General features: G+C 39.8%; 16 protein-coding genes. 8 read left to right on the forward strand and 8 right to left on the reverse strand.

Annotated elements, in window-relative coordinates:
* Positions 1–8: 8 nt before the first annotated feature.
* From recQ to K1X82_00575, 5 genes are all read left to right on the forward strand, one after another.
* A complete protein-coding gene (gene recQ, locus K1X82_00555) occupies positions 9–2225 on the forward strand; it encodes a DNA helicase RecQ (protein MBX7180575.1) in 2217 nt (738 codons plus the stop codon).
* Positions 2226–2335: 110 nt separating this feature from the next.
* Complete coding sequence (locus K1X82_00560) at positions 2336–3322, forward strand: COX15/CtaA family protein (protein ID MBX7180576.1); 987 nt, start codon at positions 2336–2338, stop codon at positions 3320–3322.
* Between the two features lie 53 nt (positions 3323–3375).
* On the forward strand, positions 3376–4167 hold the full coding sequence (locus K1X82_00565; GenBank protein ID MBX7180577.1) for a DUF817 domain-containing protein: 792 nt from the start codon (positions 3376–3378) through the stop codon (positions 4165–4167).
* Between the two features lie 550 nt (positions 4168–4717).
* Positions 4718–5581, forward strand: coding sequence for an SDR family oxidoreductase (locus K1X82_00570; GenBank protein ID MBX7180578.1), 864 nt, complete (start codon positions 4718–4720; stop codon positions 5579–5581).
* An 8-nt stretch (positions 5582–5589) separates the two neighbouring features.
* Complete coding sequence (locus K1X82_00575) at positions 5590–6384, forward strand: thymidylate synthase (protein MBX7180579.1); 795 nt, start codon at positions 5590–5592, stop codon at positions 6382–6384.
* Here K1X82_00575 and K1X82_00580 read toward each other — a convergent pair.
* Entirely contained in the window at positions 6381–6971 is a 591-nt protein-coding gene (locus K1X82_00580) for a WbqC family protein (GenBank protein ID MBX7180580.1), read from the reverse strand. The two genes, K1X82_00575 and K1X82_00580, sit on opposite strands and share 4 nt — an antisense overlap.
* Before the next feature lie 80 nt (positions 6972–7051).
* Between K1X82_00580 and K1X82_00585 the strand changes: the two genes are divergently transcribed.
* Positions 7052–7792, forward strand: coding sequence for a sterol desaturase family protein (locus K1X82_00585; GenBank protein MBX7180581.1), 741 nt, complete (start codon positions 7052–7054; stop codon positions 7790–7792).
* A gap of 52 nt (positions 7793–7844) precedes the next feature.
* On the opposite strand, the gene K1X82_00590 is transcribed toward K1X82_00585, so the two are convergent.
* On the reverse strand, positions 7845–8300 hold the full coding sequence (locus K1X82_00590; GenBank protein ID MBX7180582.1) for a hypothetical protein: 456 nt from the start codon (positions 8298–8300) through the stop codon (positions 7845–7847).
* A 401-nt stretch (positions 8301–8701) separates the two neighbouring features.
* On the opposite strand from K1X82_00590, the gene ligA reads away from it, so the two are divergent.
* Positions 8702–10702, forward strand: a complete 2001-nt coding sequence (ligA, locus tag K1X82_00595) for an NAD-dependent DNA ligase LigA (protein MBX7180583.1) — start codon at positions 8702–8704, stop codon at positions 10700–10702.
* A 40-nt stretch (positions 10703–10742) separates the two neighbouring features.
* Here the strand turns inward: ligA and K1X82_00600 are convergent, their stop codons facing one another.
* The 3 genes from K1X82_00600 to K1X82_00610 form a co-directional block, all read right to left on the reverse strand.
* Positions 10743–13253 carry a gliding motility-associated C-terminal domain-containing protein gene (locus K1X82_00600; protein ID MBX7180584.1) on the reverse strand — a complete coding sequence of 837 codons (2511 nt, stop codon included), beginning with the start codon at positions 13251–13253 and terminating at the stop codon, positions 10743–10745.
* A gap of 94 nt (positions 13254–13347) precedes the next feature.
* Entirely contained in the window at positions 13348–14211 is an 864-nt protein-coding gene (locus tag K1X82_00605; protein MBX7180585.1) for a DUF4249 domain-containing protein, read from the reverse strand.
* A complete protein-coding gene (locus K1X82_00610) occupies positions 14211–16547 on the reverse strand; it encodes a TonB-dependent receptor (GenBank protein ID MBX7180586.1) in 2337 nt (778 codons plus the stop codon). The genes K1X82_00605 and K1X82_00610 overlap by 1 nt, the downstream gene beginning before the upstream one ends.
* A 339-nt stretch (positions 16548–16886) precedes the next feature.
* Between K1X82_00610 and K1X82_00615 the strand changes: the two genes are divergently transcribed.
* A complete protein-coding gene (locus tag K1X82_00615; protein ID MBX7180587.1) occupies positions 16887–18323 on the forward strand; it encodes a hypothetical protein in 1437 nt (478 codons plus the stop codon).
* Between the two features lie 376 nt (positions 18324–18699).
* Here the strand turns inward: K1X82_00615 and rnhA are convergent, their stop codons facing one another.
* Genes rnhA through K1X82_00630 form a run of 3 tightly spaced genes read right to left on the reverse strand, consistent with a single transcriptional unit; the run spans position 18700 to position 22314 of the window.
* Positions 18700–19176, reverse strand: coding sequence for a ribonuclease HI (rnhA, locus tag K1X82_00620; GenBank protein MBX7180588.1), 477 nt, complete (start codon positions 19174–19176; stop codon positions 18700–18702).
* 31 nt (positions 19177–19207) lie between these two features.
* Entirely contained in the window at positions 19208–19564 is a 357-nt protein-coding gene (locus K1X82_00625; GenBank protein ID MBX7180589.1) for a hypothetical protein, read from the reverse strand.
* Positions 19565–19566: 2 nt separating this feature from the next.
* Positions 19567–22314, reverse strand: coding sequence for a PKD domain-containing protein (locus K1X82_00630; protein ID MBX7180590.1), 2748 nt, complete (start codon positions 22312–22314; stop codon positions 19567–19569).
* Between the last annotated feature and the right edge of the window lie 204 nt (positions 22315–22518).

Below are 22518 nucleotides of genomic sequence, written 5' to 3' on the forward strand. Positions count from 1 at the left end.
ACCTAGAAATGGCTGCACAAGCAAAAGAATTATCATTTTCAGAAAAAGAAATTACTCAATCCTTAGAAAAGTACTTTGGTTTCAAGAACTTTAAAGGTGAACAGTATGCTATAATCCAAAGTGTTTTACAAGGGAAAGATACCTTTGTAATTATGCCTACAGGAGGCGGTAAATCAATGTGTTATCAACTGCCTGCTATGATGTTGCCGGGAACAGCAATTATCATCTCACCACTTATTGCACTTATGAAGAATCAGGTGGATAGCATGCGTACTTTCGGAATGGAAGACGGTATTGCTCACTTCCTTAACTCTTCCTTGAATAAATCCGAAATTACTCAGGTAAAAGAAGATATTACCAAAGGCCTAACCAAATTACTCTATGTTGCACCTGAAAGCCTTACCAAAGAAGAGAATGTAGAGTTTTTGAAGGATGTGAAAATATCCTTTGTCGCTATCGATGAAGCCCATTGTATTTCTGAGTGGGGACATGATTTTCGCCCCGAATACCGACGTTTAAGACCTATTATTGAAGAAATTGGTGTGGTGCCTTTGATTGCACTTACCGCTACTGCAACTCCCAAAGTACAACAGGATATTCAGAAAAACCTTGGAATGCAAAAAGCCGATGTTTACAAGGCATCCTTTAATAGGGCTAACTTATATTATGAAGTACGCCCGAAAGGAAATGAAGTGGCCAAGGATATTATTAAGTACATTAAATCTCAAGCCGGTAAGTCAGGTATTGTGTATTGCCTTAGCCGTAAAAAGGTAGAGGAATTAGCAGATACCCTGGTTGTTAACGGTATTAGAGCTCTTCCTTATCACGCCGGATTAGAAGCTAAAACCCGTGCTCATAACCAAGATGCTTTCTTAATGGAAGAAGCCGAAGTAATCGTGGCAACCATCGCATTCGGAATGGGTATCGATAAACCGGACGTTCGTTTTGTAATTCACTACGACATCCCTAAAAGCTTAGAAGGCTATTATCAGGAAACCGGTCGAAGCGGCCGTGACGGAGGAGAAGGTAATTGCATCGCTTTCTACAGCTACGACGATATCCAGAAACTAGAAAAGTTTATGAAAGGTAAACCGGTTGCTGAACAAGAAATCGGTAAACAATTGCTTCAAGAAACAGTAACCTACGCCGAAAGCTCCGTTTGCAGAAGAAAACTTTTGCTCCATTACTTCGGTGAAATCTATGAACAGGAAAATTGCGGAAATTGCGATAATTGCCTTCACCCTAAAGAAAAATTCGAAGGTAAAGATGCTATTCAATTAGTATTGGATACGGTTGCTGCCGTTAAAGAGAAATTCAAAGACAAACACATTGCCAATGTAATTATGGGTGTTTCCAGCACTGCCATAAAACAATACAAGCACCACGAATTGGAATTGTATGGCGATGGTAGCGATGAAAGTGAAAAATACTGGATCTCAGTTATTCGCCAAGCCTTGGTGCATCGCCTCTTAGCTAAAGATATTGAAAACTATGGTTTGCTGAAGTTAACTCCGGAAGGCAATGCCTTTATGAAGAAACCTTACAGCATCATGCTTACCCGTGATAACGATTTCGAAAGCTCCGATGAAGAGGAAGATATTGTTGCAGGTGGGGCTCAAAAAGGTGGTGGAGGTGATGAAACACTCTTTAAGTTGCTTAAAGACCTTCGTAAAACTATTGCCAAAAACCAAAACCTTCCTCCTTTTGTCATTTTCCAGGATCCTTCCTTGGAGGATATGGCCATCCAATACCCAATTACACTCGAAGAACTTAAACAATGTTCCGGGGTTGGTACCGGTAAATCGCTGAAATTTGGAAAACCTTTTATCGAACTTATCGCCAAATATGTGGAAGAGAACGAAATCGTTCGTCCGATGGATATGGTGGTGAAAAGTGTGGTAAATAAATCCGGATTAAAAGTGTATATTATCCAAAGTATTGACCGTAAACTGGGATTGGAAGATATTGCTGAAGCTAAAGGTTTGGCTATCCCTGAATTGCTCGATGAGATTGAAAGCATCGTTTCTTCCGGTACCAAATTGGATTTGAATTATTTCATCAATGAAGTAATCGATGAAGATAAACAGGATGAAATTTTCGAATATTTCAATAGAGCCGAATCTGATAGCGCTACGAATGCACTAAAGGAATTGGGTGAAGATGAATATTCACTCGAAGAAATCCGCTTGATGCGAATCAAATTTATCTCGGAATTGGGTAACTAATTCTCCCAATTTTTGACCTAATACCATTTTGAAGACTTTTTTTTAAAGAATTTCTTCAAAATGGTATTTTTTTTCCCCAGATGCCCCAATTTTGCAACAAATTTATGGGTATGAGAAATCTGATTTTAGCCTGCATAATCAATACTTACCTGATTATTCTTGCAGGAAGTGTGGTGAGAGTTACCGGATCCGGAATGGGTTGCCCCGATTGGCCAAAATGCTTTGGGCAACTTGCCCCGCCAACTGATCCTGCCCAATTGCCCGCCAATTACAAGGAAATCTATTTCGAAAAACGAATTCAAAAAAATGAAAAACTAGCCAAAATCCTGAATTCTATTGGCGCTACTAACCTGGCTTTCCTTATTCAAACCGACCCAAGTATTAAAGTGGAAACCGATTTTAGTGTTTCAAAAGCATGGACCGAATATGTGAATCGACTATGTGGTGTTATGCTCGGTCCGCTTCTAATTGCTCTTTGTATTTGGAGTTATCGAAAACGGTCTGAATTTCAAGGTGTTTTTGGCTGGAGCCTGCTCGTTTTTGCTATCACCCTCTTTCAAGCCTGGTTTGGTTCCATTGTTGTTTCCACTAATATTTTACCCGGTATCTTAACCGTTCACATGGTTCTTTCATTTGTCATTTTTGGAATACTTCTTAAAATGTATGACCTGGTTAGCCCTAATCCTCAATTAACTTCTTCCTTCGTTAAATGGATTTGCTTCCTGGCTTTGGTTTTGTCATTCACCCAAGTAATGCTGGGTACCGAGGTTCGAAAACAAATCGACCAAATTTCCTACCTTTCCAATTACTTGCAACGGAATACCTGGATCGATCAATTGGATTGGAAGTTTTATGTGCATCGCTCCTTTTCTATCCTGGTACTGGCAACCAATACCTACTTGTTTTTTAAATTATCCCATGCTCGTACACTTCTTACCATTAGTTTGATGGTAGTATTGGTGGCTGAAATTCTTTCCGGTATGGTATTGGCTTATCTCAACGTCCCTATTTATATTCAACCTGTGCACTTGGTATTTGCCTGTTTAATGTTTGGTTTGCAAACCCTGCTGTATTTTAGATTAAAGCCTCAATTGTGATTTTTTAGGATTAGTCCCTGCATTCTTGTCTCGGCTTCTCCTAATTTTGGTAAGTGCTAAATTTTAAAATACTCGCAAATGAATTTTGGTGGTTCGGCTTAAAACAAGTGCTTTCCTGTATTTTTCCGGCATTTATTTTCTCCTTCCTTTCCCTAAGTAATTTTGTTCCTGTTTACCTTATTTTTAGGTACGATTTACTGCTTTTGGCCTGCATCGGAATGCAAATTTTTATGCTTAAATCCGGTCTTGAAACCCGCAACGAAATCCTGGTAATTTGTCTTTTCCATCTGCTGGGTTTGGCTATGGAACTTTTTAAGGTCTATAAAGGATCATGGAGCTATCCTGAATATGCTTATACCAAGTTTTTCAACGTTCCCTTGTATTCCGGTTTTATGTACGCCAGCGTTGCAAGTTATATGTGTCAGGCTTGGCGTCGTTTCAAACTTCAAATCGTAGATTCGCCTAATCGTTTCATTTCCATTGGTTTGGCTGCTGCAATTTACCTTAATTTCTTTACACACCATTTTTTCTACGACCTTAGGTTTATCCTTGCCGCCCTGGTATTTTTGGCATTTTTTCGTACTAAAGTCTTTTTTACGCCTTTCCAAAAACGCTTTTCCATGCCGGTTCCACTGTCGTTTTTTCTAATCGGCTTCTTTATTTGGATTGCCGAAAACATGGCAACGTTCTTGGGTGCCTGGAAATATGCTTACCAACACAAAAATTGGTCTATGGTAGATACCCAGAAAATTGGTTCCTGGATACTCATGTCAATTGTTAGTTATTTGATTGTGATGGAGTTAAAAGCATTCAAAACAAATGGTGAGGCAGTTAGTCGGTCCTGATTTGTTATTTTTGGATGCGGGCCCCCTCCGCCATAATAGTCGTTAATTTTCCCTTATTTTGGTTGGGCGTTCGGGTCACGCTATCGGCTGTAGTCCTCGTCCCCCTAGGCTATCGCCATAGGTGTCCTGTGGGCTACTTGCCTCTATCGTTGCCCGAGGTGCAAACCCAAAAAGTAGCTGTTGGTATGAATTTGTTGCTTGTCCCTTGCTGATTTTATAGGTTATTCAGGCCTGTAAAGATGACCTGTTTTTTTTCGTTTCTAGATTTGTGGAATCCTTGGCATCCGAGTGCAATCCGCAAATGGTCCTGTTTCATTTGGAATGTAATTGAATCGAAAGTATTCACCATGGCATTTCTACCTGTTTTGAAAAATTGATGCTACAAATTACGAAGTAACTCTCCGGCTAAAATTCATAAAGCCTCCATGGCAATTACTAATTAACAATCTTAAGCTATTGCCCGCTAAAATTGTGGAAAAATACCAAGGGGCTTCCCTCAAAAAACCCGGCACCTTGACCTATTTTTGTAGATACTAAAAACTCCAAATTTATGCTTAAAGACGATGCTTTAAAAGGTAAAACCGCATTCATTACAGGTGGCGGTACCGGTCTGGGACGCTCCATGGCCAAGAAATACTTGCAACTGGGTGCCAATGTTATAATTGCTAGCCGCAAATTGGAGGTAATTGAAAAAACTGCCCAGGAGCTTGCACAGGAAACCGGAGGAAATGTTTTAGGCTTGGCCTGTGATGTAAGAAAGTACGATGATATTGAAAAGGTACTGGCAGCAGGTATCGAAAAATTTGGACAAATTGATATTCTGGTGAACAATGCAGCCGGGAATTTTATTAGCCCAACCGAACGCCTCAGCCACCGGGCATTTGACACCATTGTGGATATTGTTTTAAAGGGGACCTATTACTGCACTTTGGCGATGGGTAAATATTGGATAGACAAAGGAATTAAGGGTACAGTGTTGAGCATTACTACTACCTATGCATGGACCGGTTCCGGGTATGTTGTTCCATCAGCATGCGGAAAAGCGGGTGTGCTAGCCATGAGTAGGTCATTGGCAAGTGAATGGGGGAAATACGGAATTAGATTAAATTGCATTGCTCCTGGGCCGTTTTATACAGAAGGTGCTTTCAATAGATTGTTTCCTAAAGAGGTAGCTGATATGGTAAATCCAATTGACCGGATTCCATTAGGAAGATTGGGAGATCATGAAGAATTAGCCAATTTGGCAGCCTACCTGGTTTCTGATTTCAGCGGATATATTACCGGAGAAGTGGTTACTATGGATGGTGGTGAATGGATAAATGGGGCAGGGGAGTTTAATTTCTTTCATAAAGTTCCAAACGAAATGTGGGATGTTCTTGAAAATGCAGTTCGCGGAGCAAACAAAAAGCAATAAGAAGAAAGATGAAACAGTACCACGATTTAATGCAACATGTGCTGGACCATGGAGTTCAGAAAATGGATAGAACAGGAACCGGAACTATCAGTGTGTTCGGATATCAAATGCGATTTGATTTAGAAGAAGGCTTTCCTCTGGTTACAACAAAAAAATTGCATTTACGAAGTATCATCCATGAGTTGCTTTGGTTTTTAAAAGGTGATTCCAACATTGCATATCTGAAAGAAAATGGAGTAAGTATTTGGGATGAATGGGCTGATGAAAATGGGAATTTAGGTCCGGTTTACGGGGTTCAGTGGAGAAGTTGGACCGGTGCAGACGGAAATACCATTGATCAAATCTCGCAAGTAGTTGATCAAATAAAACGAAATCCGGATAGCCGAAGGCTTATTGTTAGTGCTTGGAATGTAGCCGAAATTGAAAAGATGAAACTTCCTCCATGCCATGCTTTTTTTCAGTTTTATGTAGCAAATGGAAGATTGTCCTGTCAATTGTATCAACGTAGTGCCGATATTTTTTTAGGTGTGCCCTTTAATATAGCCTCCTATGCTATTCTAACCATGATGATGGCTCAGGTTTGTGGACTCAAACCAGGTGAGTTTGTTCATACCTTAGGCGATGCTCATTTGTATTCCAACCATCTGGAGCAAACCAAACTTCAATTATCCAGAACTCCTAAATCATTGCCTTTGCTTGAGATAAATCCCGATGTGAAGGATATTTTTGGGTTTAAGTTTGAAGATTTTGTTTTAAAAAATTACGAACCTTATCCTCATATTAAGGCTGCAGTTGCTGTTTAATTTAAAGCATTTGGTCCTTCGCAAAAAAGCAAATCAAGCCCGCTAAGGTTTGAAATAAAACCAAGCCGATCAGAAAAAGGTTGAAAATAGGAGGGAAGTTGAACTTGCATACTTCCATCGAATGCATAATTACGTAAATCGGTGAAATCTGCACCATAATCGGCTAAGTAATTTGGACTTATTTCATAGGAAAATGGATGTTTAAAACCTTTTTCCAAAAAACTAAGGGCCTTTAAAGAAAATTGTACCAAATTCTGTTCTTGAGAAAATAGGAGATTTTGTAGCCCCGGTTCGTAAAATTCAAAATAGGGACTGTTTTTATAGGCAGATACTAAGGTTTTAAGATGGATCTGAGGCCAATTTTCCCGGTAATGTATCGACATTTCTGATAGTTTTCGGTGGTTTTTGCTTCCTTCTACAGGAACTGTTAACCGAAGTTTACCATTGGATGTGGCAATTTCGTAGCGATTTCTAAAAGTTTGTTTTTGAAAATATTCACCCGAACATAGTATGACCTTTTCTGCTGATTGCAACAGCAGTATATATTCAATAGGTGGAAATAGAAAAATGGGGAGTACTACTTTCATGGCATTTCGGGACAAAGTTGTTAAGAAAATGCTTACACTTTCAGGTTGTCCTGTAGGTTTGTATTTTAAATTTGCCCTTGATGATTATTTCTCCCGAATTGAAATTTGCCTTAACGGCCATTGGAATTACACTTGGTTTGTATGTTGTTGGTTTGGTGCATTCTTTCTTGGTTTTGTATACTCCCTTATTTAGTAAGAATCGGATACAGGAAAAACCATACAAGGATGGAATATTGTGGAAGAGGTTGCCCTTGATTTCACTGAACATATTCCTCTTATGTTTGGTAACCTTGGTAGGTTTGTATTTTGGTTATGACTTTTTTGATCACACAGGTTCATATCCAATATGGTTAGGTGTCGCTCAGTTTTTTTTGGTCGTTTTCTTTGATGACTTGTATTTCTTTTTCCTGCACAAATTTTTGCATGAAAACAAATGGGCTTTGCACAAAATCCATGGTGTTCATCATCAAGCAATTATGCCATTCCCTTTGGAATTTATTTATGTGCACCCTGCTGAATGGTTCTTAGGTTCCTTTGGTCCATTCATTGGCGTGTTAATTTGCAAACTGGCTGGGTATCCGATCGGAGAAGCTGCTTTTTTGTTTTATGCCTTTTTCAGAAATTTGCATGAACTGGATATTCATTCCGGAGTAAAATCGTGGTTTTTTAAATGGATTCCGCTTATGGCACCGGCCGAACACCATGATTTGCACCATAGCCGCCCTTTCGGAAATTATGCTTCCATGTTTGTGCTTTGGGATAAAGTATTTGGTACTGAAGTAAAGCCGGAAGAAGTAAAGAAAGGAAACCGTGTAAAATGAAAAAAATCGGCTCTTAAGCCGATTTTTTTCTACCTAATTGGCCTGTACAAGTTTAGAAAATATCCACAATCTTGATGTCTTTGCCATTAAAGTTGGCAGTTTCACCTTTTCGTTTTCCTGATAATACTTTAAATAAGGGGGTTTGCATGCTGATGGCGAAAAAGTCCTCTCCATTTACATTTACCCTTCCTAAACTAACAGTGACAAACAGTTTTTGACTTTCCGTAAAAACAACGCTTCCAAATTGAACTTGAGTATCAGTTTTGTTTGGGTCAACTCTTCTCAAAATTTGCAAATCATTGCTAGTCACTTGAAACTGTCGGGTAAATACTTCCCTTTTGTTTTGCATTTCTTCCCGAAATGAATCCATGTTTTCTTCTGCACCGCCATCATGGTCATTCGCAATACGCTCAGCCTCGTCAATTTCATCTTTTAAGGTTTGAAGATGATTGGTTTGAATACTAATACATGTTTCCAACAATCGCTTCTTTAATTCTACTTTATCCATTCTATATCTTTCCGAAAAAATTAAGGCCGCAAAATTATTAGGAATCTCTTGTAGTTGCCATGTTGTTTAAAAATATTCTAAACTTGATGGTAGTGACTTGATTGTAAGGTTAATAGTCTTAATCCGGACACTTTTTGCAGCGTTTTCCCTTTTTATAGCTTTTGCAACATTTTTTCTTTTTAAAGCAATTTTCCCAATTGCAAACAGAGATAAGAACCGGTTTTGGTAAAACACCGGGCTCCATCTCCACCAAGGTATGTTGTTGCAAATTCATACCACAAAGATAATTATTTAGAATTATTTTAAATAAGAAAGTGCTAACAACTTGTAGGTATTTTATTTTCTATAATCCGGTCTGTGCGGTTGGAACAAAACTGTAATTTTGGACAAACTTAAGCGGAATGGATCCCAAAGCTAGGATAGATCAACTTAGTTCCGATTTGGAACAACACAATTATAATTACTATGTTTTGGATAACCCAACCATCAGTGATTTGGAGTTTGATAAATTGTTAGAAGAACTGATTTTGCTCGAAAGGGCCTACCCTGAATTTGCCCATCCCAATTCTCCAACCCAACGCGTAGGAGGTCAGGTGACCAAGGAGTTTGCATCCATAAAGCACCGTTACCCTATGTTGTCATTAGGAAATACCTACAATATGGAGGAGATTGCAGAGTTTGAGGATAGAATAAGAAAGGTGATTCAAGGCAATTTGGAATATGTTTGCGAACTGAAGTTTGATGGAGTAGCCATTGGTATTACTTATAGAGATGGTCAACTGGTGCAGGCTGTAACTCGTGGAGATGGAGAAAAAGGGGATGATATTACCACCAACGTCAAAACCATTCGCTCCATTCCACTGCAATTGAAGGGCAACGATTGGCCTAAGGAGTTTGAAATGCGTGGTGAGATTTTTATGCCATTAAGGTCCTTTGAAAGAATCAACATGGAACGGGAAGATATTGGAGAGCCTCCATTGGCAAACCCACGAAATGCTGCATCTGGAACAATGAAAATGCAAGATAGTTCAGTAGTAGCTAAACGTAATTTGGATTGTTTTTTATATGCAATGCTAGGTGAGCAATTGCCATTTGATACACATTACCAGAATCTCCAAAAGGCCAAAGAATGGGGTTTTAAAATATCCGAACATACCAAGATTTGTAATGGATTAGGGGATATTCAATCCTATATACAACATTGGGATAAAGAAAGAAGCAAATTAGGATATGATACGGATGGTATTGTTATCAAAGTGAATGACTTTAGTTACCAACGACAACTTGGATTTACTGCAAAATCTCCTCGTTGGGCTGTAGCTTATAAGTTTAAGGCTGAGCAGGTTTGTACCCGGTTGGAAGGTATTTCTTTTCAGGTAGGTAGAACCGGTGCAATTACCCCGGTGGCTAATTTAAAACCTGTGCAGTTAGCCGGAACTACCGTTAAGCGAGCTTCTTTGCATAATGCAGATCAGATACAAAAGCTAGATATTCGTCTTGGAGATTGGGTTTTCGTTGAAAAGGGTGGTGAGATTATTCCGAAAATTGTTGGGGTGGAACTTGGAAAGCGTGATATGTTTGTTAGTGAACCATTGCAATATATTACTCATTGCCCGGAATGTGGAACGGAACTAATCAGGAAGGAAGGTGAAGCACAGCATTATTGCCCGAATGAATGGCATTGTCCTCCTCAAATAAAAGGTAAAATGGTTCATTTTATTGGAAGAAAAGCAATGAACATTGATGGAATGGGGGAAGAAACAATTGAGCAGTTATTTGAGGCTGGATTATTGAAAAATTGTGCTGATATTTATTCTCTTCAAGCCTCTATGTTGTTGGGTCTGGATCGGTTCGCCGAGAAATCAATAAACAACCTCTTGGCAGGTATTCAGGCATCAAAAGCGGTTCCATTTGAGCGGGTATTGTTTGCTTTGGGAATCCGTTTTGTAGGTGAAACAGTGGCCAAAAAACTAGCCGGACATTTTGGCTCTCTCGAAGCAATTCAACAGGCAAATCCGGAAGAATTGTTGAGCGCAGAGGAAATCGGAGATAAAATTGCCGAAAGTGTTCAAGCTTTTTTTGCAAATGCCGAGAATATGGAAGTTGTTCGTCGGCTTCAGGAGGCAGGTCTCCAGTTTGCAATAGATCCTGCAACTAAGATGAAATTAAGTTCAACCTTGGATGGTAAGACCTTTGTTGTTTCCGGGGTTTTTGCCAATTATTCAAGAGATGCAATTAAAGAACTGATAGAAAAACATGGTGGGAAAAATGTAGGAAGTGTGTCTGCTAAAACATCTTTTCTATTAGCTGGTGAAAATATGGGGCCTGAAAAAAGGAAGAAGGCCGAAAAATTAGGTGTGCCAATACTTTCAGAAGAAGAATTTATTCAAATGCTGCAATAGGGGGGGGGGAATTAATTGTTTCTTTTAACTAATCAATGACTTATTTGATTAGTTTAATACCTCCGGCATAAAACCGTTGTTTCCCATTGGCATCCCTCAGGAAAATGTCGTAAATATAATTTCCTTGTTCTGCTTCTTCGCCGGTATCTAAAATGGTACCCATCCAGGCTTCATCAAAGTTCTTCGTACGGAAAACCCTGTTTCCTTTTCGATCATAGATTTTCATTTCATATTCTCGTACACCGATTCCTTTAGGTTTAAAGCCATCATTTATTCCATCGGGGTCATGAGGAGTAAAGGTATTTGGAATGTAAATGGCAAAGAAAGCTTCAACTGCAATTTTTTGAGTTACCTGGTCTACACAGCCTCCTTCATTGGAGGCTATTAAAGTAATATAGTAAACACCTGTATCCTGAAAGGTATAATCAGGATTTTCAACAGTGATGGAATCCCCATCAATTAACCAAGTATAAATACTCGCGTCAATAGATTGATTGGTAAATAAAACATAGGGATCCAACATGTTTACATTGTAATAGCTAGGTTGAAAACTAGCTATTGGAATTGGAAATGCGTGAATAAAACTATCCAAACTAAGGGTGTCCTTGCAACCTAAATTAGAGGTGGCTATAAGAGAGGGAGTATAATAACCTGGATTTTCATAAACATGAAAAGCATTTGGGTCATAGGAAGGGGAACCTTCTCCAAAATTCCATTCTAATAAGGTGATTGATCCGGAAGAGATAGTACTTAAATCGGTAAATGTAATTGGCAATGGAACACAACCCATATTGGTATCTAATTCAAAAAGAGCAACAGGATTGGGGTTCATATTAACCTGAATGGTAGTGGATGCCGGAGTAGTGCCACATCCATCTGAAACACTAACATTAATTGTAGCCGGTGCAGTAACCGGAAAAGGAAATGGACCTGAACCCGGGCCCAAATTATTATCCCAGGTATAGGTGTAATTCCCATCTCCTCCTTGAGCCAAAGCCTCCACCCAAGCCGTATCAAATTCACAGGCAGATAATGGACTAATAGCGGAAATTGTTAATGGTAAATTTACATCTACAGTAATACTTTGAGCCTGACTGGTGCAGGTGCCATCACTGGCTTGCACAGAATAGGTTGTAGTAACAACCGGATTAACAGTGTAAGGGCTTCCAGTTCCGCCATCATCCCAAGTGTAGGTTAATGGTGGCATTCCGGTACCTGGAGTTACCACTAAATCAGCACTCTGACCAACACAAATTGGAGCAGTTACACTGGAAGCAACACTGAAAACCAAGGGAGCAGGTTCATTGATTGGAATGGTTTGAATGGCCGTACATCCTTTTGAGTCAACCAAAGTAGCATTGTAAATTCCGGCGGGTAAGGTGTTTACTACTAATCCGGAAGCTGTACCTGGCGACCAATTGCATTGGTAGGGAGGAGTACCTCCGTTGGCGAGTAAGGTAGCACCCCCATCTGCATATCCATTGCAGGAAGCATCGTTTACAAAACCGGATATGCTTAAGGTTAATACGGAAGGTTCATTTATTACATCGTTGTCAGTCAATGTGCAACCTGAGGCATCGGTGACGATAACATTGACTGGCCCTGCAGGTTGACTAGTTATTGAATTTCCTGTTTGTCCGCCTCCCCATTGATACGAATAAGGAAAGGAACCACCAATAACCTGAACAATTGCTGCACCGCTCGATTGTCCATTGCAATTTGCATCAGTAACTACAATGTTAACAGACATTGCAGGTGGTTCAGTAAAAGTGAAATTGAAAATAGCAGATGGACACCCACTGGCATCACTGACTGTACATGATATGGTACCCGGACCAAAACCTGTAGCAGTAGCTGTAGATTGTCCGTCAGACCAATTGTAAACTACAGGTGGCACTTGGTTGCTTACTGTAATGGTAGCTGTTCCATCGTTAGATCCATTGCAGGTAATATCGGTATAACTGGTTGCGATGGTTAATCCACCGGTATTTGTAATTGAAACATTAGCTGTTGCAACACAACCAAATGCATCAGTTACTGTAACATCATTGTTTCCGGCAATTAACTGAGTGGCGGTGGCATTCGATTCCGCACTCGGACTCCAAACATAGGTATAAGGTCCGGTACCGCCCGAAGGAGAGGCTGTTCCGGAGCCTTGAGTGCCTGCACAGCTAATGTTTGTTACATTGGTTATTTGAACAAATAATGGATTGCTAGAACCTTGAATTACAATAGAAAGTGATTGGGAATTTAAATTAGCATCTACAACTGTAATGGAGTAATTTCCTGGTGGCAGGTTGGTATAAACTTGGGTGTTTCCATCCGCATTTAATACTTCCTGCTGTCCGGTATAAGGTCCATTGTTCCAGGAAAAAGTGTAAGGGGCAGTTCCATTGGTAATGGTAAAAACGGCATCTCCATCTTGTAAACCAAAACAAGTTTCATTATGCGAAACTGCTGATACTTGTAATTGTCCGAAACCAAAGCTGGGTGCAAATACAAGAAAGGCCAGGATAAGTAGAATATGGGTTGAATTTCTGATTGGATTCATACCTGTTTTTATGCCTTTTTCTTGGGTTTAGGAGGCGAAGATAAGCAAAAGGAGAGATTTTCCTGGGGTTATCAAAGAAAATCATAAAATCCTTTTAATCCATTATTTTTGTTTTGACTGATAATGGAGCAACCCAAAAATAACCTAAAGCTCCATTGTTTAAATTGGAAGGAATATTGGCTGGTGGTCCATCCCAAGGACTATCGCCTCTCCAATAAGTTTCTAATAAAATGGAACGTAGATATTCATAATAGTTTTCAGTAATGGTATACCCGTAAATGGAAACCGTGTCACCACTATGAATATATTGTTTATCAATGTTGTAAATAGGATATCCCGGAATGTATGCCCCATCAATTCCTTTATCGTCTAAAAAATAGACGTTTTTTAAAGTGTCTGTAAATCCAAATGAACCGTTTAATTTAACCTTCCACATGTAAAAATTTCTTACACCGGGAACTTCTTGTCCCCAAACCGAGAGGGTATAGCTGCTATCTACCTTGTTTTCGAAGGGAATGGGTTTAAATTGTTGTTTTAGGTCAACGCTATCGAGCCGGGCTCCTGTTTGCAATGTCTCTGAGGCTTTGTACTCTTGACCTTCCGATTGGATGATAAGGGTATAGGTTAGTCCGGGCAATGCCTGAAAAATGCTATCAGACAAGTATGTACCTGGTTCGTTGGGGTTTTCTGTATAATTCCAGGTATTGGTTCCGTCGCTTACTTGTACAATTGCATTACTGACCACCGGCGGATGTGAATTGGAGAAATAGGATGCTGTTTTGGATAATTTTACCCGATGGTGAATTAGTTCGGAAGTTACAGAACCATCCACCACGAGATGAACATTGGTATCACTTACATCAAAGTCGATGACCTTGGTACAGGAAGAGGAAGACAATACCAAAATTATCCAACTTAGTATATGCCAATTCAAAACAAATTTAAATGGAGTTTTCATTAGAATTGAATATTGTAAGAGATGGAAGGAATTATCACAAAATAATAAGTCATAACGGCCTCCGTTTTCAAAGGATCTGTTTCGCTTTGTTTGAAGTTTATCATAAAAGCATTTTTTCGGTTATAAACATTGTAAATTCCAAAGACCCAATTGCTTTTCCATTTGCGTTTTGGTTTTTCCTTGCTATAAAGAGTTGCTGCAATATCCAATCGGTGATAATCAGGCATTCGGGCTCCGTTTCGTTCAGTAAATACCGGTACTTGAGTTCCTTGGTACTCAAACCTTCCGGCAGGTGCAGTCAGAGGTGCACCGGTGTAATAGATGAAGGTAGCTGAAACATCCCAACGATTATTGATGGCATATGTTCCTACGAAGGTGAAATTATGTGGACGATCATTGCTAGCTGCATAAGCCTGGCCATTGTTTATACCCGGGGTAGTTCGCTGTATTCTGGACAAGGTATAAGCAATCCAACCGTTTAATTTTCCTGTTTGTTTTCTAATCATCACTTCCAATCCCATTGCTTTTCCCGATCCTCTTCGTAATTCACCTTCAAACAAAGGATTTAGAAAAACATCGGCATGATCTTTAAAATCCAAGGTATTGTGAAGCCATTTGTAATAGGCTTCTACTGAAACTTCAAACATATTTTCTTTGAAGTTTCTAAAATAACCTATGGCAATTTGATCTGCTATTTGAGGTTTAACATTCGGAGTTGCGGGGAACCAGGTATCTAATGGTGAAGCATTTGCTGCCACACTGGCTACCTGTATGTATTGTCGGGTTCGATTATAACTAGCCTTAAATGCATCCTTATCGGTTATACTGATTCGTCCTGAAAAGCGAGGTTCAAAACCATGCCAGGTATTGTAAAAGGAGCCTTTGTCGAAAGTTTTTAGTCCGGTTGTGTCATAATTAGAATCGAATTGGTAACTTCCTCCAGGGCCAATGTTGGTAAAGAAGCTGTACCGCAAACCATAAGTTAATTCAATGCGGCTTCCAATGCGCTGTTCATTGCTCAAATAAACAGCATTTTCCCAGGCATACAGATTGGGGAAATCAATGGGTTCACTCATAGCAGTATTGATATCTCTGGGCTCTACATGAGCAGGTTTGAAGGTGTGAAATATGCTGTGATAACCAAATTTAATCGTATTTCTTGGGTTTGAAAACAAGGTAAGGTCATATTTCAATCCTCCATCAATAATTTTAGATGTCCATTCAAAGGCCTGAGTTCCCGTTGGGACCGAAATAACATAATTGAAATTGGAATAAATCAGAGTTAGATTGCTAAATAGCTTGGATGAAAAAATATGATTCCAGCGAGCTGTTGCAGTGGCATTTCCCCAACCCAAAAGAAATAAATCTCCTACTTTAAATTTATCCCTTCCAAAATATCCTGAAAGAAAAACCTTGTTATGGTCGTTGATTTGATAATTTACCTTGGCATTAAGATCATAAAAATAAAGGATACTGTTTTTTAATTCTTTATCGCTTGAAAATTTGAGGAAAATATCAGCATAATTTCGTCGGCCCGAAACAATAAAACTAGCCTTATCTTTTTTAATTGGACCTTCAATGGTTAAACGGCTTGAGAGAGTTCCTATTCCAGCCGATACCACATATTTTTTGGAATTACCTTCCTTCATTCTAACATCCAATACTGAACTTAATCTGCCACCAAATTGGGAGGGTATTCCTCCTTTGTAAAGTTGAGCATCACGAATTGCATCCTGATTAAACACAGAAAAGAAACCCATTAAATGTGAGGCGTTGTAAACCGGCGCTTCATCTAAAAGAATCAGGTTTTGATCAAAACCTCCGCCTCGAACGAAGAAACCGGCAGATCCTTCACCTCCGGTTTGAACACCCGGTAAAAGTTGAATAGCTTTTATTACATCCACTTCTCCCATAAGTGCCGGGATTTTTTTGATAGTTTCCATTTTTAGCATGGTTGAACTCATGCCTGATGAGGAAATATTTTGGTCGGTTTTTTCTGCACTTACCTGAATTTCTTGCAGTTGCTTGGTGGCAGGAAAAAGTTCCAGGTTTATTTCAATGTTTTTATCCAGGTTTACAATCGTATCCTTAGATAAATAACCGGTATAGGAAAAGGTAAGATTATAGCTCCCCGAAGGAAGTGTAAGGGAATAGAAACCATAAATATTGGAGGCGGTTCCAGTTTTAAGTTCTTTTACAAATAAGGTGGCTCCAATTAATACTTCACCCGATTTGCCATCTTTCAGGGTACCACTAAGGGTTGATTTTTGCCCAAGGCTCCATTCAACGTGAATAATAAATACGAAAAAAAGTAGTAGAAAGCCTTTGTTTGTCACAGATTTTTAGTGTTTGACAAAAATAATAGCCCAATTCAAAGTGCCAAGTTTCTTTGAAAATAAATTTTATCCGGAACGCTTGTCAATTCTGTGAAAGGTGATTTTTTGGGGGTACTAGTCGGGTAGGGATAGAGGCAAGTAGCCCACAGGAGCATGCAGCGCCGAACCCTTTCGGTGCTGCATGCGACGAGGACTACAGCCGATAGCCCGACCATTCGCCTTTGTCAATCAAGGATAAGCAAGCCATTTTGTAGCGAATGGGACCCGCCAAAACAGAAACAATCAAATGAAAATAATTCTGAAACATTGGATTGGTTACTTTTGCATCAATATGAATGAATGATTAATCGGATGATTGAACGAATGAATGTTAGGCAGTGGGCAAGTCTTTTTGTGATGTTTTTGGTCTTTGTATTAATGGCTAATTTTGCTGCTGAAGGACAAGAGTATAATTTTTATTATGGCACTTTGCATGCCCATTCCGGATATTCGGATGGAAATAAAGATTCGTTGGAATCCGGAATTTATAAGCCTTACGACGATTTTCTATATGCCAGGGAGTCTCAAAATTTTGACTTTCTAGGAATTTCGGAACATAATCACCTGGCCGCAGGTTTAGTATTGCCCAATTACCATTTGGGTTTGCAAGAAGCCAATTTGGCTAATTTGGATGGGGAATTCGTTTGTTTGTTTGGTATGGAGTGGGGTGTAATTAATTCAGGAGGACACCTTATAGTGTATGGTTTTGATTCCTTAGTTGGCTGGGATCCAGGTAATTATGATATTTACAATGCAGAGACTGATTACCAGGGCTTGTTTGAAAAAATAGCCCAACGCAATCAAACCTTTGCCTATTTGGCTCATCCTCAATCTACAGATTATGATAGTTTGTTTTTTAAACCATATGATAGTATTATTGATAAAGCAATAACTGCCATCCCTTTTCGAAGTGGTCCTGCTTTTAGTACCAGCGTGAATTATGATGACCCGGCCAATGGCACCTATTTAAGTAAGTTTCAAACCGCCCTTTCTAAAGGTTATCATGTTGGAATTTGTATGGATCATGATACTCATAATACTGTTTTTGGACGTTCTCAGGCAGGCAGAACAGGGGTAATTGCCAGGGAATTGACTCAAGGTTCTATCTTAAATGCCTATCATGAAATGAATATTTTTGCTTCCGATGACTGGAATGCACAGGTTGATTTTAGGATAAATAATAAAATAATGGGCTCTGTTTTTTCTGGCCAAGGTCAACCTGAAGTGACAGTGAATTACCTCGACCCTGATGGGGAAGGAATTACCCAAATGTGGCTTTATGATGGAACCCCAGGCAGCGGACTTCCTCCCAATTTGGTTTATACTATTTATCAAAATCAAAGTTTTTCATTTACGCCTAATTTGAACGATGGAGAGACAAAATATTATTACGTAAAGGTTCAACAAACGGATGGAGACCAAATGTATACCTCACCCATTTGGTACACAAGAGACGATGATTTAGGTGAGAAGGAAACCAATAATTTACCTGTATTACAGGTGAAATCCGGAATTACAGGTGATTGGGTAAATATTAACCTACATTCCAATGGAAATTTCAACGGGGAGTTAAAGTTGGTTAACCTGAATGGTCAACAGGTTTTTACGGAGAAATTACCTTCAACCGGTATTTACTCTAAAAATTTTACCAGACAGATGCTGGGTTCGGGTTTGTTTGTAGTTTACCTAAGCAGTGCGGAAGGTGTTACGATTAGTAGGAAGTTTGTAATAGAATAGGTAGTTGCTAAAGATTGGAATTTTCTAAACCCTAAGATATTTGGAAAATTATAGCTGACCGGATTACAAAAAAAGGAGCGAACCAGGAAAAAACAGGAAAATCTTGTTGGGTTCTACTTCAATTGGAATGGGAAATTGAATTGTACTTTTTCGTCCGTAACAGGAATCAACCTTTTTCTGATCAACCCAAAATTGTCATTAGAAATTTTAAACTACGTTTCGAGACAAGTGTTAGTAAGGTTTTCAAGTAATTTTAAATGGTAAGAAAACCTAACTAACACTAGCTCGGGGTTAACCCGAATCTACCCAAATCCAACCGCACTTGTCATTTGTTCACTTCGTTTCAAATGATAATTTCGGGATCAATTTGGAATTATCAAAAATCAGAATTTCGACTTGATTCGAAAAAGGAATCTATTTGTAAGTGTTTACCTTTTGAAGCAGCTACGGCCAATTGGTCACAACGGTTGTTTTCTACATTACTGGCATGTCCTTTCACCCAATGGTATTGGATTTGATGCTGTTTGTTGATTTTGTAAAACCTTACCCATAAATCCGGATTTTTTACATTAACAAAGTTCTTTTTTATCCAATTGTTAAGCCATCCCTTGGTTATTGCATCAATAACATATTTACTATCGGAATATAAATGGCCGTAAGTATTGGGCTTAGTTATGCTTTCCAAAGCGACAATAACAGCAAGTAATTCCATGCGATTATTGGTTGTAAGTCGATAGCCTTGGGATATTTCTTTGCGATGATGCGCAAACTTCATGACTAATCCAAACCCTCCGGGGCCAGGATTTCCGGATGCGGCGCCGTCGGTATAAATTTCTAAAACAGGTTGATTCAAAACTGGAAATTAAGTAGTCAAAGGTAAAATTCTAACCCATGTTCTTGCGGAGAATTACTTTCATACATTCCCTCATGATGGCCATGTGTGCAATGGAATGAAATGGGTTTTCCTGTTTTAGGATGGTAAGAACTTTTTTTTCATCGAGGTCAAGAATATACATAAACCGAAAAAAGCGTTGACTGTCTTTTTCCAAGTAGGAGGCCAGAATTTTAGCCAAAAGCTCTGTTAAACTTTCCAAGGCATTTTCAGGTTCATAGCTTATTTGTCCGTCCCAACCCATTTTTTGCAAATCTTTTTGAAGCTGATTCTTCGTGTCTTCAATCAATTGCAAATCAGAATATAGTAAAATTCCGAGTTGATCCGGAGTGGGGTGAATAGGCTTCATTCTTATTGAATAAGGATAACCTTTCCCATGTAGTGGTGTTTGCGTCTAAATTGCACATCTATGCAATCGATGCGGTAAGAGTAAACTCCTTGGGGGGCTCTTTGATCAGTTCCTGCAATTTTACCATCCCATCCAATGTCCAGCGATTTGCTCCGAAACAATTCCATACCCCAGCGATCGAAAATTCGCATTTCATATCCTTCTTCTAGAACACCGGTTCCTTTGGGTTTAAAAACAGTGTTCTTATTGTCTATGGCTCCTGTAAAAGCGTTGGGGATGTAGAAGGTAAATTCTGTTGAAAGGCATACTTCGATGGTTGTTGTATCAGAGCACCGGCCGGTATCTGAGGCAACTAGTTGGATATAAACACAATCATTGCCATCAGGAAAGGACGTAATTGGATTTTCATCTGTTGAATTCCAACCCGTTGGTGCCATGTTCCAGGCAAAAGTAGTGGCATTCATTGACCTGTTTTCTAAATAAATACTTTCACCTGCATTGGTTAAATAATCAGGTGAATAAACAAAGGAGGCAGTGGGACCCGGGGTTACATGCACCAAATTTACTTTTTGGTTTATTCCCAAACAACCATTTAAATCCATTGCGGTTAAAGTGACGGAATAATATCCTTCATTACTAAAACAATGGGTAATTGTATCACAGGAATTGGCTGAAGTTCCATCACCAAAATCCCAGGTACAGGTGCCGGTGCTGGATGAAGTGTTAGTAAATTGAATACAAAGAGGAGCACAGCCTGTTAAGTTTGAACTTGCAAATGCAGGAGAAATACCCGGAACAATATCTAAAAGCAAAGAATCGGTTGATTGACAGCCTTGATTATTGGTTGCGCTTATGTAATAATAAGTTGGTATGGTAGGTGAAACTGTTATGGTATTTCCGGTAATTCCTCCGGGTGTCCAGGTAAATTGCAGGTTTTGATTGAAGTTGTCTATTGCATACAAGGTGGCTGTTTTGCCATTGCACATGCTGGTATCCGGGGTGTGACTAAATTGAATTGGAGCTGCCAAATCAACCTGAATAGTGGCAGGTCCTGCGTTACACCCGGTTGCATCTGTAGCAGAAACTGTATATGTGGTATTGGTAGCCGGACTAACCGTAATACTAGCGCTGGTTTCACCGCCCGGATTCCATGAAAAACTATATGGACCTGTTCCTCCAACCACCTGTGCTGATAATTGAACTGAACTTCCAAGGCATAGGATGGTATCTGAGCTGGTGTTTATAGTAAGGGAGCTTCCGGAGGTGATGCTTGTATTGCCAGTGGCTGTGCATCCATTGTTATCGGTTACATCAACCGTGTAATTTCCTGCTATCAAATTGGTTGCAGTTGCGGTATTTTGAGCTGGAGTGGTATTCCAAACATAACTGTATGGTGAACTTCCTCCCGAAACAGTTGCCGTGGCAGAGCCTAATCCTCCGCAACCTGCCTGGGTAGGGGTAATGCTTAAACTAATCGGGGTAGGATCAGTTAGCTGAACCGGCAAAGTCAAAGTACATCCATTGTTGTCTGTTATGGTTACAGAATTAGCTCCACCGGGCAGTTGGTTGGCATTGGAATTCGTTTCTCCGCTACTCCATGAAAAACTAAATGGACTTGCACCATTGGTCGGATTGGCTTGGGCACTTCCATCAGATAAGCCAGGACAAGATGGATTTTGAATATTTATCACATTACCTCCGATTACCTGTACCGTTTTCGAAATGGTTCCGGGTGGATTGCAAGGTCCACCGGAAAGTGTGGCTGTTACGGTATAGGTTCCGGGTGCCGAAAAAGTATGGCTGGGATTGATAGCCGTGGAGGTATTAGATCCCGAACTCGGATCCCCAAAGTCCCAACTCCACGATTGGGCTGCTGTGCAAGGTGTGTTGCCTAAAAACGAAAAAGCATTGCCTGCCCCACAGGTATAAGTGAAATCAGGTTGAATTACCGCCCCTTCCGAGATGGTTATATCGTCAATGGCCAAGCCATCGTAAGCATTGCACGACGATCCTGAACCAAAAGTAAACCGAAGAAGAACATTGGGTTGATTAGCCAAACCGGTTAAACAATGTTTGGCCAAAACCCAGGTTCCGCTTCCTCCGCCTCCCAGGCAACTTCCTGAGTTTGCTTGGATATTTCCCGACCAACCATGGCGAACGGTTATCCAGGCAGGACTTCCCAAATAGGTTATCGGATCGTAATTGAACCAATTATCGGTATTGCAGTCTACCGCATCGCCAAAAGCTCCAACATTGACCCAGGTTACTCCTCCATCAATAGACGATTGCAAGTTTCCACCATCAAATTTTTTTTCGGTTTCCCAAAAGATTTGAAATGAAATAAAAGGATAATTCAGTGTAGAAAAGTCGAAGCAGGAACTCGTTATAGTTGAATGTTCCGAATTATTGTAGGAAGACCCGGTAAGTCCACCTGTAGTCCAGCAATTTTGTCCACTCGCTGCTCCGGTAATCACGGGTTTGTTAGGCGTTCCGTAGGTCCAGGAGGAGTTGGTGCCTCCATTGGACCAAATGCCCGGTCCTGATTCAAAATCTTCAAAATATGGGTAACTGTTTACGGTGCATTGTGCTGCAGTCTTGCCTTTAAACCCTATTGAAAATGCGAATACAAAGCTTAAAATGAGATAAGGATTTAACGAAGGTCTGCCCAACCACTTTCCAAATAGAAGGTACAGATGGCTATATTTTAACCAATTGTAATATGGATGGCGAATTCTTATCAAAACTGTCAACCAACAAAGGTAGAGCAAATACAGGCCTGATTATTTCCTCAAGCTTAAGCTTAAATTATAGAATTGTTTACATCTAAACCGGACCATTTCTTGCCTCTATTGTTTGATTTTTTGGCGGGCCCCCTTCGCCCAACAAGCATTTTACAACGGACAATTTATTCTGCTTGGGCGTTCGGGTCACGCTTTCGGCGGTAGTCCTCGTCC

Source organism: Bacteroidia bacterium, assembly GCA_019695265.1.
Lineage (GTDB): Bacteria > Bacteroidota > Bacteroidia > JAIBAJ01 > JAIBAJ01 > JAIBAJ01.

Bases quoted from the DNA above. Each gene is read 5' to 3' on its own strand.
- K1X82_00590 (MBX7180582.1), bottom strand. From the start codon at position 8,300: ATGGATAAAGTAGAATTAAAGAAGCGATTGTTGGAAACATGTATTAGT.
- K1X82_00605 (MBX7180585.1), bottom strand. From the start codon at position 14,211: ATGAAAACTCCATTTAAATTTGTTTTGAATTGGCATATACTAAGTTGG.
- K1X82_00575 (MBX7180579.1), top strand. From the start codon at position 5,590: ATGAAACAGTACCACGATTTAATGCAACATGTGCTGGACCATGGAGTT.
- K1X82_00625 (MBX7180589.1), bottom strand. From the start codon at position 19,564: ATGAAGCCTATTCACCCCACTCCGGATCAACTCGGAATTTTACTATAT.
- K1X82_00615 (MBX7180587.1), top strand. From the start codon at position 16,887: ATGATTAATCGGATGATTGAACGAATGAATGTTAGGCAGTGGGCAAGT.
- K1X82_00560 (MBX7180576.1), top strand. From the start codon at position 2,336: ATGAGAAATCTGATTTTAGCCTGCATAATCAATACTTACCTGATTATT.
- K1X82_00570 (MBX7180578.1), top strand. From the start codon at position 4,718: ATGCTTAAAGACGATGCTTTAAAAGGTAAAACCGCATTCATTACAGGT.
- K1X82_00585 (MBX7180581.1), top strand. From the start codon at position 7,052: ATGATTATTTCTCCCGAATTGAAATTTGCCTTAACGGCCATTGGAATT.
- K1X82_00580 (MBX7180580.1), bottom strand. From the start codon at position 6,971: ATGAAAGTAGTACTCCCCATTTTTCTATTTCCACCTATTGAATATATA.
- ligA (MBX7180583.1), top strand. From the start codon at position 8,702: ATGGATCCCAAAGCTAGGATAGATCAACTTAGTTCCGATTTGGAACAA.
- K1X82_00600 (MBX7180584.1), bottom strand. From the start codon at position 13,253: ATGAATCCAATCAGAAATTCAACCCATATTCTACTTATCCTGGCCTTT.
- recQ (MBX7180575.1), top strand. From the start codon at position 9: ATGGCTGCACAAGCAAAAGAATTATCATTTTCAGAAAAAGAAATTACT.